We start from the raw sequence: 20,368 nt of genomic DNA, 5'->3' as shown, positions 1-20,368 counted from the left end.
TTTCCATGGACTCTGATCTTTTGCGGGTCTTGTGTGCGCTGGCCGCCTTTGGCGTGCCGTTGGCGGTGGCCTGGTGGATCGCAGGCCGCGGTGAAAGGCAGGAGTCCGGCATGCCAAAAGATGGCGAGTCAGGCGAACAGGAAGAACACACCCGGTGTTACCCTTTGCGAGGCGATCTTTGAAACTTTTGAATCACCCAGTAATAGCGCAACGGCATGGCCAGTTTTCCCGACTCCCGCCCTGACCCCGACGAGCTTCTCGACCGCCTGCGCGGCGAGGAAGAAAGAGCGCGCCGCGGCCGTTTGCGCATCTACTTCGGCGCCAGCGCCGGTGTGGGCAAAACCTACGCCATGCTCAGCGCCGCGCAGCGCGAGCGCAAGACCGGGCGGGATGTGCTGGTCGGCGTGGTCGAAACGCATGGCCGCAGCGAAACCATGGAATTGCTGGCCGGGCTTGAGCAGTTGCCCCTGCAGGAGGTGGCCTACCGCGGGCACAGGTTGAAAGAGTTCGACCTGGACGCGGCGCTGGCGCGCAAGCCATCGCTGTTGCTGGTCGACGAGCTCGCCCACAGCAATGTCGAGGGGTCGCGCCACGCCAAGCGCTGGCAGGACGTGCAGGAGTTGCTGGAAGCCGGCATCGACGTCTGGTCGGCGGTCAACGTGCAGCACCTGGAAAGCCTCAACGGCACGGTGGGAGCCATCACCGGTATACGCGTGCATGAAACCGTACCGGACACGGTGCTGGACGGCGCCGATGAAATCATTTTGGTTGACGTCACGCCCGACGAGCTGATGGCACGGCTGAAGGCCGGCAAGGTCTACCTGCCGCAGCAGGCTGAGCGCGCGGCGCAGAATTTCTTCCGCAAGGGCAATCTGATCGCGCTGCGTGAGATCGCGCTCAGGCGCACGGCCGAGCATGTGGAAGACGACGTGCGCAGTTACCGCGTCGAGAAGTCCATCTCCCTGGTCTGGAACACCGAAGGCGCCATCCTCGCCTGCATAGGCCCGCGCGAAGGGGCCGAGCAGACCGTGCGCACGGCGGCGCGCCTGGCCGGCCAGCTCAATGTGCGCTGGCATGCGGCTTATGTGGAAACGCCGCGCCTGCAGCTTCTCGAGGTCGCCAGGCGCGACCGCATCCTCGCCGTCATCCAGCTGGCCGAAGAGCTGGGCGCTGCCACGGCGGTGTTGACCGGCAGCGATGCCGCGGCCGAACTGGTGGCGCAGGCACAGCAGCTCAACTGCGCCACGCTGGTAGTGGGGCGCCCGCAACTGCCGGGCTGGCGCGCGCTGTGGGCCGGCTCCACCATGACGCGCCGGCTGGCGACGCTGGCGCCTACCCTGGACATCGTGGAAGTGGGCCACGCCGACAGCGCGCGGCGACTGGCGCGCGCCGTGCAGCGTTCTGCCGACGATGACGAGGCTGCGGCCTGGCAGGAGAGCGTGCCGCGATACGCATGGGCTGCGGCCAGCAGCGCAGCCGTCACCGTGCTGGCTTTGCCCTTGCTCAGCTTTTTTGACCTCGCCAACATCGTGATGCTGTTTTTGCTCGGTACGGTGCTGGTGGCGTTGAAGTTCGGGCGTGGACCGGCGGCGCTGGCGGCTTTCCTCAATGTGGCGGCGTTTGACTTTTTCTTTGTGCCGCCCCGCTTGTCGTTTGCCGTCAGCGACGTGCAGTACCTGTTGACATTTTCCGTCATGCTGATGGTGGGGCTGCTAACCGGGCAGCTCACGGCAGGCCTGCGGTTTCAGGCGCGCATTGCGGCCAGCCGCGAGCGCCGCGCGCAATCGCTGTTCGAGCTCACGCGCGACCTGTCAGCGGCGCTGCTGAGTGAGCAGGTCATGGAACTCGGCGAAGCAGCCGCGCAGCGCAACTTCGGCGGGCAGGCGCTGGTGATGGTGACCGACAGCCACGACCAGTTGCTGCCGCCCGCCCAACCGCCCGCGGATTTTGACGCCAGCGTGGCCGACTGGGTGTTCCGCAACGAACAGCCGGCGGGGCTGGCCACCGCTACCTTGTCAGCGCAGGCATGGCATTACATCCCGCTCAAGGCGCCGATGCGCGTGCGCGGCGTGCTGGCGCTCAAGCCTGCCCAGCCGCGCTGGCTGCTGATTCCCGAGCAGATGCAGCAGCTCGAAACCCTGGCGCGGCAGATCGCCATCGCGCAGGAGCGCGTGCACTACGTGGAGGTGGCCCAGCAGGCGGTGGTGCAGATGGAGTCCGAGAAACTGCGCAATATGCTGCTGGCGGCGATTTCGCACGATGTGCGCACCCCTCTGACTGCCTTGATAGGCCTGGCCGATTCCCTGCAAGGCATGGCGCCGCCACTGAGCGAGGCGCAGTCCCAGACGGCGCGCGCCATCGGCAGCGAAGCGCGCCACCTGAGCGCACTGGTCAACAACCTGCTGGACATGGCGCGGCTGCAAAGCGGGGCTGTTAACTTGCGGAGCGAATGGCAGTCGGTCGAGGAAATCGTCGGCTCGGCGATCCGCCAGGCACAGCACGCGCTGGCCGGCAAGGCTGTTACGGCGGCGCTACCCGCCGATCTGCCGCTGGTCGAATTTGACGCGGTGCTGATGGAGCGCGTGCTCGTCAACCTGCTGGAAAACGCCGCCAAGTACGGGCAGGCCCCCATAGAAGTCAGCGCAGAGGCGACGGAGCAGGCGCTGACGCTGGCGGTGCGTGACCACGGGCCCGGCCTGCCCGCGGCCCTCAAGGGTCGGGAGCATGAGCTGTTCGAGAAGTTCACGCGCGGCGAGGCCGAGTCGGCCACGCCGGGCGTGGGGCTGGGCCTGGCCATCTGTCAGGCAGTGGTGCAGGCGCACCGCGGGCAAATCACGGCCGCCAATGCGCCGGGCGGTGGTGCAGAATTCACCATCACCCTGCCGCGCCGCCCGCCGCCGCATGGCCTGCCCGAAACCGCCTGACCTTTCTTCCTCTTTACCCATGTCCCACCCCGCACCCGTTGCCGTTGTGATTGAAGACGAGCCGCAGATACGCCGCTTTGTGCGCGCGGCGCTGGAAGCCGAAGGCTGGCAGGTCTTCGAGGCGGACACCGGCAAGCGCGGGCTGACCGAGGCCGGCACCCGCAAGCCCGACCTGCTGGTGTTGGACCTGGGCTTGCCCGACGGCGACGGGCTGGAGGTGATTCGCGATGTGCGCGGCTGGTCGGCCGTGCCGATTGTGGTGCTGTCGGCGCGCGCCGACGAGGCCGACAAAATTGCCGCGCTGGACGCCGGCGCCGACGACTACCTGACCAAGCCCTTCGGCGTGGGCGAGCTGCTGGCCCGTGTGCGTGCCAACCTGCGCCGCCCGCGCGCTGCCAGTGCTGACGGAACGCCTGACGAGCCGCTTTTTACCTTTGGCGATGTGGTGGTGGACCGCCAGGCGCGGCTGGTGCGCCGCGGCGGTGTGGAGGTGCACCTCACGCCTATTGAATACCGCCTGCTCACCGTGTTGATGACCAACGCCGGGCGGGTGCTGACCCACCGCCAGCTGTTGCGCGAGGTGTGGGGCCCCGCCCATGCCGGGCAAAATCACTACCTGCGCATCTACATGGGCCACCTGCGCCAGAAGCTTGAGGCCGATCCGGCGCAGCCCAAACACCTGATCACGGAAACGGCTGTGGGTTATCGCCTTTGGGTGGCCTGACGGCGCTTTCCGCCCGGATTGAATGACAAATATGGCTGCAGACCACGATTGACGTGCGCAAGCAGCTATAAAATATATAGCAAATGACAGAACCTCTCAAACCCGGCCCGGCTCCGAAACCCGTGGGTGCGGCCGTGCGAATTCCGAAAACCGCCGCCCCGGCACCCGCACCAGGTGCACCGGCCCCCACTGTGCGGCTGAACAAGCGCATGGCCGAACTGGGCCTGTGCTCGCGCCGTGAAGCCGATGACTGGATCGCCCGCGGCTGGGTGCGTGTGAACGGTGCACCGGCCATCATGGGGCAACCGGTGGCCGTGGATGCACGCATCGAGATTGACCGCCAGGCCGAGCAGCAGCAGCGCCAGCAGGTCACCATCCTGATCAACAAGCCGGTCGGTTATGTCAGCGGCCAGGCCGAAGACGGGCATGAGCCGGCCGTGGTGCTGGTGCAGCCGCAAAACCGCTGGCGCGAATGCAACAGCCGCATGCGCTGGGGCCATGAGCAGTTGCGCGGACTGGCGCCGGCCGGACGGCTGGACATTGACTCCATCGGGTTGCTGGTGCTGACGCAGGATGGCCGTGTGGCGCGCCAGCTCATCGGTGAAGACTCCGAGATCGAAAAAGAGTATCTGGTGCGTGTCAGCTACAGAACCGAAAAGGGCGACGAAACTGCCAACGTGCAGGCCTTGTTCCCGCGCGAAAAGCTGGCCTTGCTGAACCATGGCCTGAGCCTGGACGGCCAGGCGCTCAAGCCCGCGCAGGTGTCATGGCAAAACCCCGAGCAGCTGCGTTTTGTGCTCAAGGAAGGCAAAAAGCGCCAGATTCGCCGCATGTGCGAGCAGGTCGGCCTGTTTGTCACCGGACTGAAGCGCGTGCGTATTGGCAATGTCAACCTGGGCCACTTACCAGTTGGCCAATGGCGCTACCTGGCGCCGCACGAGCACTTCTAGCCTGCCCGCCCGGGCTTGCCCGTGCCGTTGCCGAGCGTGCCCCTGTCCTACCCGGATGTGGGCCAACGGATGGCAACATCCTTCAGCCTGCGGCCTAAAGTGGGTTCTATGGCACTTATTACTTACCTGGTTGAAGACAACGAGATCGTTCTTGAGAACCTGATAGAGGCGCTCAAGGAGATTGCCGCTGTCCAGGTAACGGGCCACGGCGCCACCCAGACCGAGGCCACCCGCTGGCTGAAACTTCACGACGGCGAGTGGCATCTGGCCATCGTGGATCTTTTCCTGAAAGAAGGCAGCGGGCTGGGCGTTCTCGCAGGCTGCCGCAACCGTGAGCCCTACCAGAAGGTGGTTGTCCTGAGCAACTATGCGACGGATGAAATCCGCAGGCGCGCCGCCGAACTCGGGGCCGATGCGGTGTTCGACAAATCCAGTGAGCTAGAGGGCCTGTTTGACTATTGCCAGGAACAAACGACCCTGCACTAGGGCTCGTTAACAGGCCCCAGGCGGAATCAGGCGCGTATTTGTCACCCACCTCCTGGCGCAGCAGGGGATGGGTGTCGTCAACGATGCGCATGCTGCTGATGCGATCCCTGTCTTGCCGAAATCCGAAGATGTCCGCACAGCTGGAATTGACCCGCCTCCCATCGTTCAGCGTCCAGCCGTAGCGAAAGCAGGCCGTCATGTTTCACGGGCAATGGACGTACCGGTTTTTCTGCAAAACCGCTTCCAGCGGAAGTAGTCCTCCAACAGAAGTAAGCTAGGGCCTGATAACGCCATAACGGGCCCAGGTCCAACCATGGAGGGATACACAGATGCACAGCTGCCATCCTGTCGAGGGATTTTCAAAGCGTCCGCTGGCCCACAGAGTGGCGGCCTGCTGTCTGGCACTGGGTGCCTGCGCGTCGCAGGCCCAGGTTGAGCGGCCGGCGATACCGCCCGCGGTGGCTGGGCAAATCGACGCGTTGGTCGCCGAATATGTTCCGGGTGTGTTGCCAGGCCTTCAACTGGCGGTGGGCAAGGCCGGCACGGTGCTCTATGCACGCGGCTATGGCGCGGCCGACCTGCGTGCCGGCGTGCCCATGACGTCCTCCACGCCGGTGAAGATCGGCTCGGTCACCAAGCAGCTCACTGCAGCGGCATTGCTGAAGCTGCAGGAACAGAAAAAAATCTCGCTGGCCGACCCGCTGTCGCACTGGATCCCCGAGCTGCGTTACCGGCCGGACCCCACCATCGCCCAGGTCATGCAGATGGTGGCCGGCATTCCTGGTGCCAAAAAAGACCCCGATGACCTGCTGGTGGGCAGCGTGCCGGCCGTGCTGCAGGAGCCGCCCATTCCCAGGGAGACGTTTTTTGCCAACCTCAATGCGCGCGGTCTCTATGCACCGCCGGGCACGGCCTACGACTATTCGAATGCCGGCTATATCCTGCTGGGCCGCGTGATCGAGCGCGCCAGCGGGCAACCGCTGGAGACGGCCTTCACGCAGCTGCTGTTCCAGCCTGCAGGCATGTCGGCTTCCTATCTGCTGGGGCCGCAGCCGCGGCCTGAGGCTGCGCGCGGCTACTACCGCGTGAAGCCGGGTGACCGATGGCTGGTGTGCCCCGACCTCAACTCGGGCTTCGACGCGACAGGCGGCGTGGTGTCCACCGCGTCCGACATGGTGCGATGGAACGGCGCACTGAGAAGCGGCGCCATCGTGTCGGCCGACAGCCTTGTGCTGATGCGTACACCGGCGCGCCTGGCCGACGGAGAATCTGCGCCCATCGGCATGGGCCTGACCGCGCTGGGCGGGCCAGGCAGTTATGGTGCCGGCGGGCAGACGGTCAGTTTTGCATCGGTCGATGCGGGCTACGGTAGCGGCTATGACGTGGTGTTGCTGGCCAATGGCAGCAATACGGTGGGCGACGCCGCGTATCCACGCTTTGCGCTTGCGGCGCGCATCCACAACGTGCTGAACCCGGGCGCGCCCGAGCCTGTGCCGGTGGTTACACCCAACCCCGTGGGTGTTGAAACGGCTGCACCGACGGAGTTGCTGCACCTTTGCAAGTAAGGCGCTGAAGGGCTGGCAGGATGTTGCCGGTGATAAGGGTTCTCACGGACTTGCTATTAAATTGGTAGCTGCTTGCGCCCGCCCATAAAGGCCAGCCGGCATTTTTACTTACAAAACGCCCGCCATGCGGTATCGCTGGCGCGCGCACGCTCTTGCCCCCACAATCGTGGCATGCGCACACCAGGCCCGACAGACACCGTAGCAGGCACTTCCACTTCTTCATCGAAGCTGTTGCCCACCTGGCTGCATGTTTCCGACATCCAGGGGCTGGCCCAGCTTGCCACGCAGGCAACGTTGGGCGTCACGGGACTGGCAGAAACCGTGCAGGGCAATGTGTACAAAGCCGTGGCCGCACCGTTTGGCCTGTTGGGTTCAAGGTTCGTCGACAGCGCGCCGGGAAGCAGCGGCGTCAAGCCTTCCGGCATCACGGGCTGGGTCTACGGCAGCATCAGGGGCGTCACGCGGCTGGCAGGCGGGGCGGCCAATGCGGTGTTGTCGCGCGCAGCGCCGCTGGCCGGCGCGCAGGCTTCTTCACCGCAGCGCGAGGCCATGCTTTCGGCCCTGAACGGCGTGCTGGGTGACCTGCTGCTGGACACCGCCAATCCGTTGGCGATCCGCATGAGCTTGCGCCATGAAGGCCAGCCGCTGGTGCTGGACCCACAGGCGCTGGCCGCGCGGCTGCCGCAAGCGACGGGAAAAATCCTGGTGATGGTTCACGGGCTGTGCATGAATGACCTGCAGTGGTGCGGCAACAGCGCGCTGCCGCAGGGCCATGGCGGCCAGCTTGCGCGCGAGCTGGGTTACACGCCGGTGTACCTGCACTACAACACGGGGCTGCATACCTCGGCCAACGGCGAGCAATTGGCCGGCCTGTTGCAGCAACTGGTCAAAGCCTGGCCGCAACCGGCGCAGGACGTGACGCTGCTGGTGCACAGCATGGGCGGCCTGGTTGCGCGCAGCGCCTGCCACCACGCAGCCCAGACGGGCCACAGCTGGCTGCAGCAGCTCAAGGCCATGGTATTTTTGGGAACACCCCATCACGGCGCGCCGCTGGAGCGGTTGGGCAGCTGGGTCGACGGCGTGCTGGGCAGCAACCTGGTGACACGGCCCTTTGCCAGGATCGGCCAGGTGCGCAGTGCCGGCATCACTGACTTGCGCCACGGCAACGTGCTGGAAGCCGACTGGCGGCAGGCGGGGCGTTTTGAACGTGGCCCAGACGTGCGGGAGGTCGTGCCCCTGCCCGCGGGCGTGGATTGTTATGCGGTCGCCGCCACCACGCTTTCAGCCGGCCGCGGCCCCCTGGTTCCGGTCAGGGAGGCACTGGCGCGCAAGATGGTGGGCGATGGGCTGGTGTCGCTGGAAAGCGCCCTGGGCCTGCATGAAGAGGCGGCCCGCACGCTAGCGTTTGCGCCGGAAAACCAGTGGGTGGCACAAGGCATGAATCACATGGAATTGCTGGGCCGCCCCGAGGTGACGCGCCAGCTGGTGCAATGGCTGGGCCGTTAGCCTTCCTGGCGGCCGGGGGTTTTACGCAATCTGGTCAGGGGGTGACCAGGCTCACACTGACGGGCCAGCTGAAGTTGGAGGCCGAGGCGTCTGCGCCGGGTTTGCGTTCCTTTAGGCTGAAGGCGTGTTGCAGTGCCAATTCAAAACGGCCGGGACGCAGTGCACAAACCCGGTAGCCGCCGTCGGCTGCCTCGACGCGTGTGCCCGCGCTGCCGCTGACGTTCAGCTGCCAGCCCGCTACTTGCTGCTGGTTGAGCTGCAAATCCATGCAGAAGCCCTTGCCCAGGGTCGATACCAGCACCATGCGCTGTGTGGCGGAAATGAGGGATCCCGTGGTGTCGGCAGAAAGCAGGGCTGCCGGGTGGTTGTTTTCCAGGATACGAAGCACAGCCGGAATGACGATGGCGAAATCCAGCTTTGTGCTGGCCTGGGGTTTGTCAACACTCAGCATCTCGCCAGCTCGTGAACTCTGCGGTATGCAGAACATGGCCACCAGCAGCGCCGACAGCGCCATGAGGCGGCTGAAAGACATTGGGTAGGTGCTGCAGGAGGACACGGAGCTGAACCTGTGAAGTGATTAAGTACGCCTCAATAGTAACTAAATTGATAAAAGTGATGCAATACATTAATGCCAGCAAATGTGTGACTTATTTACCGGTTTATTCGGTTTTTCAGCAAATTTCAGCTTGTTTTTGATTGTTTCATCAAATTGCTGCCGAACGAACCCATCGATTTGTCAATTTTTGAGTTTTCCGAGGGCTGCCGCGGCCCCGAGCTCAGACGTTCTGAGTTTTGACGCAGCCATCAACTCACACGGGCTCTCCGTGGAGCGGAGGCGGTGTTTTCAGCGTTCGCGCTGCACGGCGAAGTCGAGCGAATTGGTTTGGCGTACCAAAATGACCGTCTTCGCAGGATCGCGAAGAACCGGGCTCCAGGGCAAGGGAACGTTGTCCGGAGAAATTTCAATCAAATGATCTCCGGCCGCCACGTAGGGAAACTCGTAGCGGCCCTGGCTGTCGGTTCGTGTCACGTAGCGCCGGTCGAGGATGACGGTGACACCAGGCACGCCACCTTCGGACGCTTCCCTGCGGCCATTGCTGTCTGCGTCGAAAAACACCGTGCCTGTCAGCCCGCCGGAGCCGGTTCCGGGCAGGCCGCCTAGCGGTGCTGTGGAGGTGCCGGCCCGGTCTTCGTAGCGCAGCAGCAGCTGGATGCTGCGGTTGGTCTGGGTGGTTGCAATGGCCTGCTGCGTTGCTGCCGTCAGGGCCGAGACCACCAGTGCCGGAAGCGGTTCCTGCCCGCGTGACTCGGTGTAACGAAGGGTGAGCGACCAGCCGCCATAAGGTTGCCAGCTCACGCCGACATTGGCATTGACCGACTCGCCGCCGTCGCTGCGGCGTGCACCCCGCACCGACCCATCCAGCGACCATTGCGACCACGGCGACAGGGTGCCAAGAATGCCCCAGATCAGGCCTGTGGTGGGGCTGACATTGCCGCTCATCCGCTCCCATGCCAGCGAGGTGCCGAAAGTGGCCGGCAAGACAACCGGCCAGCTTTGGTCTACCCCGAGCCGGGTTGTCCGGACGCCGGATGCATTGGCCAGGTCGGCGCGCCATTGTGTCTGGCCCCAGTCGCTGGCGCGGCTCCAGGACAGCTGCGCCGACTGGCCGGGGCTGGTGATGGTACGAAAGCTCAGGGCCGCGCCCACCGAGTTGCGCGAATCGAGCAGGTAGCGGCCGTTGACGTTGATGAAGGCACTGCGTCCCGACGCACCGCTGCCTGCGCCGGCACGGCTCACGCTGTCACTCAGCTCGACCGCATACCCGGCTTGCCACTGCCGGGTGGAGGTGTCGGCCTGCCAGTAGACGCCTTGCAGGTCGCTGGCGAGGACCGTGGTGCCCCAGCGCAAATTGGGTTCAAAGCGGAAAACACCGGCTGTGGTACGCCAGCGTTCGGTGCGCCACGCGGCATCCAGCCAGAGGCCAGTGGCTTCGCCGCCCTGCGTGCTGTTGCTGCGCACCAGGTTGGCCTGCATGCGCAGGCCGCCGACCCGCTCGCTGGGCGACCCATAGCCGGTAGCCAGTCCCGTGCCCCACGGCGCTGCGCCTTCCCAGGACGCCGCAGCAAAGTAAGCGCGGGTGTTCAATGAGTTGCCGAAGCCTCCGTTGTCCGAAATATTTTTACCGTCGATCAACTGGAATGCGGCGTCAGTGCGGCTTCCTGCCCCCAATGCGTCACCGGTGGGAAGGCGAAATTGCGCACCGGCAGACCCGATGCTGCCGCCGGAAGTCTGGAAGCCGACGGCATCCAGCCCGCTAAAGAGGCCGGTACGTCCCGCGGCTGCGTTCAGGTCTACGGCGTCGTTGAGGTACCACTGTCCACCAACACCCCGGATGGGCGTGGCCGGCACCGATACCCGCCCGGTACCACGGGCGAGCCGGGTGCTGACGGTATTGATGTCGCCCGCGTTGTGGTTGGCAAACCAGCCGCCGTCCAGCGGCAGGGCGCGCTGGTCAATGCGCCAGGTGCTGCCGCTGTTTTGGGCCTGGTTGCCCGGCGCATTCGACTGCTGCTGGACCAGGTTGGCATTGATCGAGAGCGCGCCGTGGTTCGGTGTGTCCACGAAGCCGCCTATGCCCAACGCGCGGGAGGTGGTGTCGCCACCGCCACCGTTCTGCTTGAACAGGGAATAGTCAACACGCCAGCTTCGCGGCCAGCCAGCTTCGTTGTATTCGCTGGCCTTCAGCTGAAGTCCGCCGTCAGGGTCCGGCAGGCCCTCCATAACGCGGTCCACATAAGGCTGGCCCTCAGCGGGCGGAGCCGTTGCCTGGGCCAGGGCCGCAGCCGTTGCAAAACCGGTCCCAAGTCCTGCAAGGCCGATGCGCCACCACTTGAGTGGCAAGGAAGAAGGGATGATCGGCGTGTGCGCTCGTCGCTTCATGGGGCGAAGCGCTGCTCAATACTTTGTGTTTGGCCTTTGCCCCATTCGAGCTTGCCGCGCACCGTGACGGGATAGCGGATCTGCGCCGCGGTGTCCTGGTCTCCCGGGCGAGTGGCACTCAGTGGGATCGTGCGTGTCTCGCCGGGAAGTATGGGGGTGTTGGCTGGCGAAAATTCCAGTGAGGTATTGGATGCATCGGTGCCGTTCAGGAAGCCGGTGACACGGCCGTGGGCCGTGCCGCTGTTGCGGATCTGCAGGACGGGTGTGGGCTTGCCGTTCACGGTCTGGACGCCCGAGCCGGCGACGCTCAGCTCCGGTGTGGCGCCGCCGATGGTGACGTACACCACCACGCCGAGACGCGCGGAAAATGGGATGGGGGGGCCCGACTCCATGCGGGTAACCTGCTCCTGGCCTTCCAGCATGATGGCAAAGCGGCATTCACCAGGCTTTGCATCGGGGGGCACATTGACTTCAAAGCGAAACCGGTAAGGACGCCCACCCGCAACGGTGAGTTCGCGCCGCTCGATGGCCACCCATGGTCGGCAGCTGCCGGGCCCCAGTTCATCGTTAAAAGTGACGGAGTTGTCCATGCCAAGCCGCCAGTCCGCTGTCCTGATACTGAACGTTGAGGAAGCTGACGATGCGTTGGTGATTTCCATGATCTGGCGCAGACGCTCGCCGGGTTTGACTTCGAGTTCAAACCGGGGAGGCGACACTGCCAATGCAAATTCGCTTGCCATTGCGCCAGGCGCAATCAGGGCGAAGGCCAAGCCAACAAGGCCAGCCGCATACTGCCGCAGGGCAAGTAACCGGAGACGGATCATTGCGTATCTACCTCGAAATAAAACTGCAGGGCCTGGGAAGACGTCAGCGCGCGCCCATCTGTTCTGAGAATCAGCTCAACGGTTTCTTCCAGGGTAGCCGCACTGACGACACCGTCGAAGATCAGGGTGCGGCCGCCAGATCGCAGTGAGCCAGGCAGCAAACGCCCCTGGGTTCTCCAGGTAACAAAGATGGGCTCGCCCGGGACCGGGGCGAGCCCCATGTAGAGCCTGACCGGCTGGTTCAACCAGCGCGAGAGGTTCAGGCGAAGCGCAACCCGCAGGCTGGCTTCCACCGAGTTGTCGGCCCCGCGGCCGGGAACCAGCTGCCGCCAGCGCATGGGGACGACGCTCTGGGTCGCGACGGTGCCGGTGTCATCCACGCGGGTCGTGGTGGCGGCTGCGTGTTGTGCAGTCAGCACGTTGGCAAGCAGCAGGAGGGCGGCAAATCCGATGAGGTGTGACAGGCTGACCGGTCTTTTCATCATCATGGGGAGGTCAGGGTGTAGCTGACGCGGCCGGTAAAGGTGCCCGAACCCACCAGTTGGGTATTGGCGTAGTTGAACTGCAGACAGCTTTCAAACCAGGTGTTGCGTGTAACGCTGAGCAGCGTTTGTGATGCACCGCCTACAAACGTTCCGCTGGGGATGGTGGGAGTCGGGTCTTGTGCGCCGCCGGAAACCCAGGAGATGGTATTGAACGGAATGGTGTCGCCCGTGGCATTGACCAGAGAGGCCGGTGCGGTGGCGGTGAGTGTGGCGTTGGCGCCGGTGCCCGGTGTGCGGTAAAAGCCGCCGACGTAAACCTGCGCGGGCACCGTGCAAAAGGCAAAGCTGTCATAAGGGCTGGCCGTAACGGTGCTGTCGGTTGTCATGGCGCTGGTGCCGGCTCCGATGTTGGCCGCTGGAATGGTGACTGAAACGCGATTGATGGTGGAATTGTTGCCGGGCGTACCTCCGGAGCTGAAATTGCCGCCGGTCATGGTTCCGGCGCCTACCTGCAAAAACAATGACTTGGTGCCTGCTGTGATGGTGACAACAAAGGCCTGGGCGCCCGCGCAGGCCAGAGCGCCGGCCCCCAATGCGGCGACGCGCAGCACTTGCAACACACTGCTGCGAGTGGGCACGAGGAACAGGGGTTGGGTGCGCATAAGTACCACTTTACGCTAACTCAGAAATATCAACAAAAATAAAAATGGCCCCGACAAGCGGGGCCACTTAAGGATTTATGTAATCAGAGTTGTGTAGCGGTGTAGGTAACGCGGCCATTTTTTGCGATGGTGCCGCCGTAGGTGCCTGCTGCTGGCAAGGTCGCGTTGAGGTAGGTATAGGTCCACTTGCCTTCGACGCGGACCAGCTTGTTGGTAGCGGTCAGCGTCGTTGCGGTACCAGCACCGCCGCCTGCGCCCAGGTTGAACGCTGGGTGGGTGATGGCGGCATTGGTAAAGCCGGCGGTGGTGGCGCCCAGTGCTGCGCCGGCCACGTTGATCTGGCTCCAGGGAATCACTTCACCGGCGGTGCCGGTCGTCAACGGGCCGGTGGTGGCGGAGTTGAGGCTGATGTTGCCGCCGTTGCCATACACGCGCACTGTCACTGCACCTGCGGTCAGGTCACCGCCCACGCCAGCAATCACGGTGCTGTCGCCGACGTTCGCGCCTGGGACCGTGAAGGTGACGCTGTCAATCGTGCCATCAGTTGCCGTATTGCCGGAGCTGGTGCCGACACGCAGGAACAGCACTTGTGGAATGACGATGGTCATGTCCACGCGAGCGTTCGCGGTCGAACCGACGATGGCAGGGTTGGTGAATGTGGATTCGGCGTGGGCGGTAGCGCTCAGCAAGCCGGTTAAGCCCAGGGTGCTGACAAGAAGGAGTTTTTTCATGATGTTTCCTAAGGATTAAGGTTGAAGTTCAGAGCTGCGTGGCGGTGTAAGTAACTCGTCCGTTTTTGGCGATGGTGCCGCCGTACGTGCCGGCTGCGGGTAAGGTTGCGTTGAGGTAGGTATAAGTCCACTTGCCTTCGACGCGGACAAGTCGGTTGGTGGCCGTCAATGTGGTGGCGGTACCAGCTCCGCCGCCTGCGCCCAGGTTGAATGCTGGGTGGGTAATGGCGGCATTGGTAAAGCCGGCGGTCGTGGCTCCCAGTGCGGCACCGACCACATTGATCTGGCTCCAGGGGATCACTTCACCGGCGGTGCCGGTCGTCAACGGGCCGGTGGTGTTTGAGTTGAGGCTGATGTTGCCGCCGTTGCCATAAACGCGCACCGTCACAGCACCTGCGGTGAGGTCGCCGCCCACACCGGCGATCACGGTGCTATTACCCACACTGGCGCCTGGAACCGTGAAGGTCACGCTGTCGATCGTGCCATCGGTTGCCGTATTGCCAGAGCTGGTGCCAACACGCAGGAACAGCACCTGCGGAATGACAATGGAAAAGTCCAGCCGTGCAGTCGCTGTGGAACCCGTAATTGCGGGCGTGGTAAATGTGGACTCTGCATGCGCTGGCGCTGCCGCCAAACCGGCCAGGCCCAAGGCGCTTGCTAAAACAATTTTTTTCATCAAGGTCCTCTCTGCGGTAATAAGAAGGTGAATCGGGTGTTCAGGCTTTTTCTGAACGTGAATGGACTGTAACTAGGCGTTTCGAAAAAAGGTGGCTTTACATTCGTAACGCGGGCGACAAATGGTAAATACGTCACGCTTAAGTCATTGAAAACAATGGATTTATGCGAAATGGCGACAAGAAAGATGGGGTTTGGCTTGGATGTAACGAATGCCACAAGCCTTCTTCTGTGACATATTTCCCAGAGTGGTGTAACGAGTCAGAAACAAATGGCGTTTGTCTGCCAAGTGGTGCTTTTCTCTGTCCTCTCTGGAACTACCGCGTCGCTTGAACTGGTCGAACATTCGTTGTATGAGAGGCAGAGCTGGTTAATGAAGGCTGTAGCACGCGCTATTCGAGCGAGGCCTCAAAGTGAAGGCGGGCTTCATGCGATCAGACGGCGACGGTGGTTGGATTGACTGGGCAAGTCGTATGCGCTTTAACAATCGGAAGAGGTCCACGCAAGGGACGTCGGTGGTGGTTGGTTGCCCGTGATAGATAGGCAGGTAGGCACGCCACTGGGATCGCGTGGTGCCCTTGTGTGGCGTGCATAGCAGCGCAGGCAGCTGATCGACTGCTCGCTGGCGGGGCTTGCGACGGGTTGCCGGCGGAATCGCCAGGCACGCAGCACCGGCGTTACGGTTGTGTGCCGGTCGAGGCGCGTTTGAGTGTGGTGCGGAGGCGCGGGCAGGTCGCGCCTCGTTTGCGGGCGAGATTTGCTATGCAGCCGTCACTGCATGCCGGTTGCCGACAGGGGCTTGAAGGTCCTGCTCGCGAGATGCAAGTGCGGCAGGATGGAAACCTGGTGTCGCCAGGCGGCGTGTGAGCCGCTGATTACCAGGAAATGGTCAATTCAACCGGGTCCCGGGAATTCATGGGCTTGCCTGCCACCACGGCCAGGCGGCTACCTGAAGCGGAATCGGTCATGGTGTTCATGCGTTGCGTTTGGCCGGACCTGCTGGTCGAGGCGGATGCGATAGCCTGGATGTCTACGGTGGCTGGGCAACTGATGCGCAGGGTGCCGGCCTGGCCGTCTGGCTGGCCGCGATGGGTGCAGCGATGGTCTGCCGTAACGGCTTCGCTGAAACTGCGCAACACGATGGTCACACCAAATGAGCCTGAACTGGTTTGCGCCTGGGCTGCGCCGTGAATCCCGAGCAGGGACTGGGCGGCCAGGGCGGCGGCAAAAGCAAATTTGATGGTTTTCATGGCGCAACTCCTTAAAACTATCAGTTGTTGCAGTCATGCTATCGAATTTGTTAATTTGAATCAATTGGTAAAAGTCACTGCAAAAGTGTTAATTAGTGACATTTCACACAAACTGAGTTTTAAATTTGATTTTTCCTTTTGTTGATGGTTTTGATAAATATTTATAAATTTCATCAATATGAGGGTTTTTGCTTCAATTAGATTGCGGCAAAACTGTGATGTGGTGCTCTTATCGGGCATAGAACGCCAAAGCGGCGGTCGCCGGTTAGTACCCAGTAGTTTGTTGAGGCCGCGCTGAAGGCGCCTTACGCCTGCTTAGTAGGTGACGGTAACCGCAACCCCGGTCTGGGTGGCGGTGCAGGTGGCTCCGGAGCAGGTGCCCGACTGACCGGCTGCAATGGTGCCTGTGACCGTGTAGGGCTGGGCGAAGCCAGTACCTGTTGCTCCTGCGCCGCTTAGCGCCAAGGTGTAATTGAGGCCCAGCAACGTGCCAGATGTCGGCGAAAGTGCGAGGGTGTAGGTTGTGTTACGGGTGCAGTCCACCGTGAAGTTCATGGTGGCCGTCTGCGGGGTAGCCGCAAAAGAGGTGTAGTTCAATGTCAGGGTTGATGGCGAAATAGCGCCCGGGGCCGTGTTGCCGGAAGCGACCTGGCCCACAAAGCACGCAGCAATGATGCTCACGGTGGGTGTGAATGTCGTGGTAGCAACGACAGGGCCGGTAGTGGCTAGCTGAAGGCTGGTGATAAAGGTCTCGTCATAAATACCGGGCGTATTGCCGGTTTGGCTGGGTTTCACCTGGAAGTCGTAGGTCAGCACGGTGCTGGCGCTCAGGGCCGCGCCAAACGTCAAGGTTCCACTTACTCGGCCGGTGGTGGCATTGGTCCAATCGGTCGCAGTGGCATTTTTGAAAATGCTGATGTCGAGTCGATCAGCATTAACGGTACCTCCGCCATGGCGGAACACCCGGCGGGTAAGGCCTGTACGGCTGCCATAGTCAATGCTGACCCAGTAGCCTGTGCTGTTCAGGTCCGTCGCCAGCCGGGTGCAGTTCACGGTGATAGTGCCGCTGGCATTGGCAGCGGCCGCCCCGTTGGTGTAGTTGAGGTTGACCGACGTGGCCGCGAGTGTGCAGGTAATGGCTGCTTTGGCGTGCAACGCGCAGGTGCACAGCAGGGCTGCCAGGGCAATGCGCAATGCGTAAGAGACACTCATCGATGGACTCCGTTAATCGCCCGGGCCTTCGCTGGCGGGACGACTTCTAACTGCTGATGGTAACGTTTTGTAGCAGTACTGTGCATGGTGCCGTATTGCGTCGTTCCCGTGGGCACTGGGGTCGAAAAATCGTGACAAAAATCACGCTGGCGGAAACAAGATGGACGTCAGTAAGTAATGGTCAGCGTCCGCATCTGCGTGCTGGTGCACGTGCCCGTGGCGCAGGTGCCGGATTGGCCCCCCGGGATGGTGCCGTTGATCGTGAAATTCTGCGGAAAACCCGTACCGGTCTGGCCTGCGGGATTGCTTAAAGCCAGGTTGTAATTGAGCGTGAGCAGGGCTCCTGCCGTCGCGTCCAGCGCCATGGTGTAGGTTTCGCCGATGGTGCAGCGCACGGCATAGGCTGTGCTGGCTGTGGCCGCGGCGAGCTGAAAAGATGCGTAGTTGAACTGGATGTTGCCCGGCGGCGTGCTGAGCAGGCAGACGGACTGGTTGTTGATGCTCACGGGGAATGTGGGGAAGACGTCCACGTTGCCGGGGCCATTGTCATAGCGCAGGCGCATGGTCACGGTGTCGGTGAAGAGTTTGGCGCTCTTGTTGAGCCCGGCCGCAATGCGGCTGTAGAAGACATGGGTGGCACTGGCCGTCAGGGCACCACCGAAGTTGACCGTTCCGGCGAAGTCCGTGGCCGCGGTTCCGCCCCATGCGCCGTTGCCTGGTGCCGTCCTGTAAAGCTCGTAAGCGATGCGGTTGGTCTGGCCGTTGCCGTTGACCGCCTGGTTGGTGTTGCCGGTGGGGTTGAAGCCGTTATCGGCCTGCAAGGTGTAGTCTGAGCTGGCTGAATCTGTGGGGCCGCGCGTGCAGTTGATCGTCACGGTCCACGCGCCATCGGTGGGATTCGGGTCGTTCTCAAAGTACACCGTCTGTACGGGTGTCGCTGTGGCGTTGCAGATCAGCGCGGCCCAGGCCGGCGCCGCGCCCAGAAGAGTCAGGCATGCCGCAGCGGCGAGGCGCCAGGGTTTGGTGTCAATCATCGCTTGACTCCGCTGCACCGCACTGGACCCACCCGGGCAATGTCTTCCAGGTTGCCGGGCGGCAACTCCACCGCAAATGTGCAGCTAGCCCCATTCCATTTCAGGCGCAGGCGGTTCTGGGCCTGCAGGCCGGTGACAAAGGCCTCGCCGCGGCGAGCGGTAAAAAACTCTTTCTTGTCGCCGATCAGCTCAACCTCTGCACCTGAGGGCGCCGGCTCGCCATCGTCCAGCTCAATACGAATCAAGGCGCCCCGTCCTGAGCGGACGGGAAACGCGATCTTGACCGCACCCCGAAGCGCCGGCACGGCTTCGAGCTCGATGGAGTCGAGTTCGGCGCTGATCGGCAGCTCGCTCGGATCCAGGCGTACGCTGTTGCGCTGGAACGGTAGCAGGCGCGGCAGCAGCGCAACACCGTCTGAATTGGTTCGGGTCAGTGTGCTGCCCTGAAAGCCCACACCCACATTGGCGTAACCCGGCACTTCCACAATGGCAAAGCTTTCCTGTACGCGGCGCGTGGCGAAGACTTGGCCTTCGGCCGCTACCATGCCTCCGATCAGGCCCAGGCGCAGGTTTTGCTGGCTCTCCCCATTGCTGACATCAGCCGAAAACAGGCCTTTGGTGCCCTGGTAATAAGCGCCGCCTTCCGCATAGCGGCCGTCCGCACGGGAGCCCAGCGCCGTTCGCCAGCCCCAGCCGGTTTCGGCACTCACTGCTCGGCTGGCGTTTACATATCCTTCGGTGCTTCCACTGCGGGTAGTGACACCTGCGGCGATGGTGACCCGATTTTCAAGCGGCACGATCAGGGTGGCGCCCACCGAAGTCCCCGAGCTGATGCCGCTGAGGCGGGTGGCGCTCAAAGTCAGGGCTGCGCGTTGACCGAGGCGCAGGGTGTAATTCACACTGAGGGTGTTGAGCTTTCCGAGGTCGTAGTTGTCAAAGCCGGCGTAACTCACGTTGAAGGCGCCGAAGTTGTCGCTGCTGTAGCTGTAACTGGCGGTGGTTTGCAGGCGGGGCGATGGCGTATCAATACCGATTTGCCGGTAGCCGCGCGATGCGCCTTCCGCGCTGAGTGACACGCCGTGCCGCAGTCCGCTGCGCTCGACCCCGACCATCCAGTTGGTGCCCTGGCCCGCCGCGTCGCTGCGGCTGGCCGAAAACGCCGTCTGTCCCAGCATCTGGAAAGGCAGCTCATAGCTGGCGCCGGCGCCGGCACGCATCAGAGACTTCGACCATTCGCCGTTGGCTTCGACCGTAAGGCTTTTGCTCAGGCCTTGGCGCCAGAGGCCTGAAACGAAACGATCCCCATAATCGGCGTTCTCAATCCCGAGGTCGCGGCGTACGGCCCCCAGCTCAAAGCTCCAGTCGCTGAGGTTTTCTTCCAGCAGGTTGGCATTGCTGAAAAAAGACTGGGTGATGACGGTTTCCCGGCCCAGGATGTCGCGTACCACCACTCGGGCTTCCCCGGCCCCGGTCAGTGCGGGAAAGTTGTCGATGCTGAAGGGGCCGGATGGGACCTTGGAAGTTTGCCGCAATGCGTCGTTGACATAGAGCTCAACGGTGCTGGGCGCCGCCGACAGGCCGGTCACGGTGGGAATGGGCTGGGTGACAAAGCCAGGTTGCAGCGAGAAGTTTTTGCTGAACTGTATGCCGCCGAAATACACTTGGCGTCCCGAAATGCCGGTGCGCGTGCTGCTGTCACCCAGTCGCAGGGAGCTGTTGCTGTCCAGGAAATTCCGGGTGTAGGTGGTTTCAAGCCGACGCCATGAGGCCTTGAGCGTCGGGTCCTGGCTGATGAGGTTGCGACCCACGTAGCTGCTGGTCAACAGCCCCAGCTCCCCCGACACGCCGAATTCGGTCAGGGCGCCCAAGTCCTTCGCGTCCGTGGAGCTACCGGCGATGCGGTTGCGGGTGGTGATGTAGTTCAGGTCGTAATTTGCAAATGCTGCGGGGATCGACGGCGACAGCGGGGGGCGCATGGCCGATTCCTGCGTCAGGCGCACGGCGTTGAAGGCCGCCGGCGAAAACACCAGGTCGACTGACTGGTCGGCGAAATTCAGCCGCGCCTCGAATCCCGGAATGGCCGACAGCGGAAACCACTTTTGGCCCTGGAAATCAACGTCCTGCGCGCTGGGCCGGTGGTTCAACCGCCACTCTTCAAAGGCATCTTCGGGCGCATAAAGGATGCCGTTGCGCTCAAGCAGGGTCCAGACGCCGCCCTTGGTGCTGTTGATGAAGACTTCCAGTGGAAGGAGCCGGTCATTGGCAGACCGGGCCGCTGGCGGTGCATTAGAGGAGGCGGGTGTCTGGGCGTGTGCCAGCAGGCCGTAACAAAGGCCTGCAATGCCTATCGCTACGGGGTGTTTTCGTAAAGTCCACCAGCGCCTCATTGAAATCGGGTG

General features: G+C 62.9%; 18 protein-coding genes. 7 read left to right on the top strand and 11 right to left on the bottom strand.

Annotation, left to right across the window (positions count from 1 at the left end; all coding sequences use genetic code 11):
* Positions 1–5 precede the first annotated feature (5 nt).
* From AC1DZE_RS04540 to AC1DZE_RS04510, 7 genes are all read left to right on the top strand, one after another.
* The gene (locus AC1DZE_RS04540) at positions 6–182 is read left to right on the top strand and encodes a hypothetical protein (RefSeq protein ID WP_477668644.1); all 177 of its coding nucleotides are present in this window, start codon (positions 6–8) and stop codon (positions 180–182) included.
* Positions 183–215: 33 nt separating this feature from the next.
* A complete protein-coding gene (locus AC1DZE_RS04535) occupies positions 216–2,924 on the top strand; it encodes a DUF4118 domain-containing protein (RefSeq protein ID WP_477671845.1) in 2,709 nt (902 codons plus the stop codon).
* Positions 2,925–2,943: 19 nt separating this feature from the next.
* On the top strand, positions 2,944–3,648 hold the full coding sequence (gene kdpE, locus AC1DZE_RS04530) for a two-component system response regulator KdpE (RefSeq protein WP_477671846.1): 705 nt from the start codon (positions 2,944–2,946) through the stop codon (positions 3,646–3,648).
* 83 nt (positions 3,649–3,731) lie between these two features.
* A complete protein-coding gene (locus AC1DZE_RS04525; protein WP_477671847.1) occupies positions 3,732–4,598 on the top strand; it encodes a pseudouridine synthase in 867 nt (288 codons plus the stop codon).
* Positions 4,599–4,706: 108 nt separating this feature from the next.
* Complete coding sequence (locus AC1DZE_RS04520) at positions 4,707–5,084, top strand: response regulator (RefSeq protein WP_477668640.1); 378 nt, start codon at positions 4,707–4,709, stop codon at positions 5,082–5,084.
* Between the two features lie 329 nt (positions 5,085–5,413).
* Positions 5,414–6,649 carry a serine hydrolase domain-containing protein gene (locus AC1DZE_RS04515; RefSeq protein ID WP_477671848.1) on the top strand — a complete coding sequence of 412 codons (1,236 nt, stop codon included), beginning with the start codon at positions 5,414–5,416 and terminating at the stop codon, positions 6,647–6,649.
* 171 nt (positions 6,650–6,820) lie between these two features.
* Complete coding sequence (locus AC1DZE_RS04510) at positions 6,821–8,155, top strand: esterase/lipase family protein (RefSeq protein ID WP_477699834.1); 1,335 nt, start codon at positions 6,821–6,823, stop codon at positions 8,153–8,155.
* 34 nt (positions 8,156–8,189) lie between these two features.
* On the opposite strand, the gene AC1DZE_RS04505 is transcribed toward AC1DZE_RS04510, so the two are convergent.
* From AC1DZE_RS04505 to AC1DZE_RS04455, 11 genes are all read right to left on the bottom strand, one after another.
* A complete protein-coding gene (locus AC1DZE_RS04505; RefSeq protein ID WP_477671850.1) occupies positions 8,190–8,687 on the bottom strand; it encodes a hypothetical protein in 498 nt (165 codons plus the stop codon).
* Positions 8,688–8,999: 312 nt separating this feature from the next.
* A complete protein-coding gene (locus AC1DZE_RS04500) occupies positions 9,000–11,096 on the bottom strand; it encodes an SdrD B-like domain-containing protein (protein WP_477668636.1) in 2,097 nt (698 codons plus the stop codon).
* Positions 11,093–11,836, bottom strand: a complete 744-nt coding sequence (locus AC1DZE_RS04495) for a COG1470 family protein (RefSeq protein WP_477668635.1) — start codon at positions 11,834–11,836, stop codon at positions 11,093–11,095. Before AC1DZE_RS04495 ends, AC1DZE_RS04500 begins: the two co-directional genes overlap by 4 nt.
* 80 nt (positions 11,837–11,916) lie before the next feature.
* Complete coding sequence (locus tag AC1DZE_RS04490; protein WP_477699833.1) at positions 11,917–12,408, bottom strand: hypothetical protein; 492 nt, start codon at positions 12,406–12,408, stop codon at positions 11,917–11,919.
* A complete protein-coding gene (locus AC1DZE_RS04485) occupies positions 12,405–13,067 on the bottom strand; it encodes a hypothetical protein (protein WP_477668633.1) in 663 nt (220 codons plus the stop codon). The genes AC1DZE_RS04490 and AC1DZE_RS04485 overlap by 4 nt, the downstream gene beginning before the upstream one ends.
* Before the next feature lie 83 nt (positions 13,068–13,150).
* Positions 13,151–13,798 (bottom strand): hypothetical protein, encoded by a 648-nt coding sequence (locus AC1DZE_RS04480; RefSeq protein WP_477668632.1) that lies wholly within the window; start codon positions 13,796–13,798, stop codon positions 13,151–13,153.
* Between the two features lie 28 nt (positions 13,799–13,826).
* Positions 13,827–14,474 carry a hypothetical protein gene (locus tag AC1DZE_RS04475; RefSeq protein WP_477668631.1) on the bottom strand — a complete coding sequence of 216 codons (648 nt, stop codon included), beginning with the start codon at positions 14,472–14,474 and terminating at the stop codon, positions 13,827–13,829.
* A gap of 874 nt (positions 14,475–15,348) precedes the next feature.
* Positions 15,349–15,723 (bottom strand): hypothetical protein, encoded by a 375-nt coding sequence (locus AC1DZE_RS04470; RefSeq protein ID WP_477673016.1) that lies wholly within the window; start codon positions 15,721–15,723, stop codon positions 15,349–15,351.
* Positions 15,724–16,038: 315 nt separating this feature from the next.
* A complete protein-coding gene (locus tag AC1DZE_RS04465; protein ID WP_477699832.1) occupies positions 16,039–16,935 on the bottom strand; it encodes a hypothetical protein in 897 nt (298 codons plus the stop codon).
* A gap of 167 nt (positions 16,936–17,102) precedes the next feature.
* Positions 17,103–17,969 (bottom strand): spore coat protein U domain-containing protein, encoded by an 867-nt coding sequence (locus AC1DZE_RS04460; protein WP_477673018.1) that lies wholly within the window; start codon positions 17,967–17,969, stop codon positions 17,103–17,105.
* On the bottom strand, positions 17,966–20,356 hold the full coding sequence (locus AC1DZE_RS04455) for a fimbria/pilus outer membrane usher protein (RefSeq protein WP_477699831.1): 2,391 nt from the start codon (positions 20,354–20,356) through the stop codon (positions 17,966–17,968). The genes AC1DZE_RS04460 and AC1DZE_RS04455 overlap by 4 nt, the downstream gene beginning before the upstream one ends.
* Positions 20,357–20,368: the final 12 nt, after the last annotated feature.

The organism is Polaromonas sp. P1_F1, from assembly GCF_056405795.1.
Note: the sequence above shows the minus strand (reverse complement) of the source record. Positions and strands in the feature narration are given on the sequence as shown.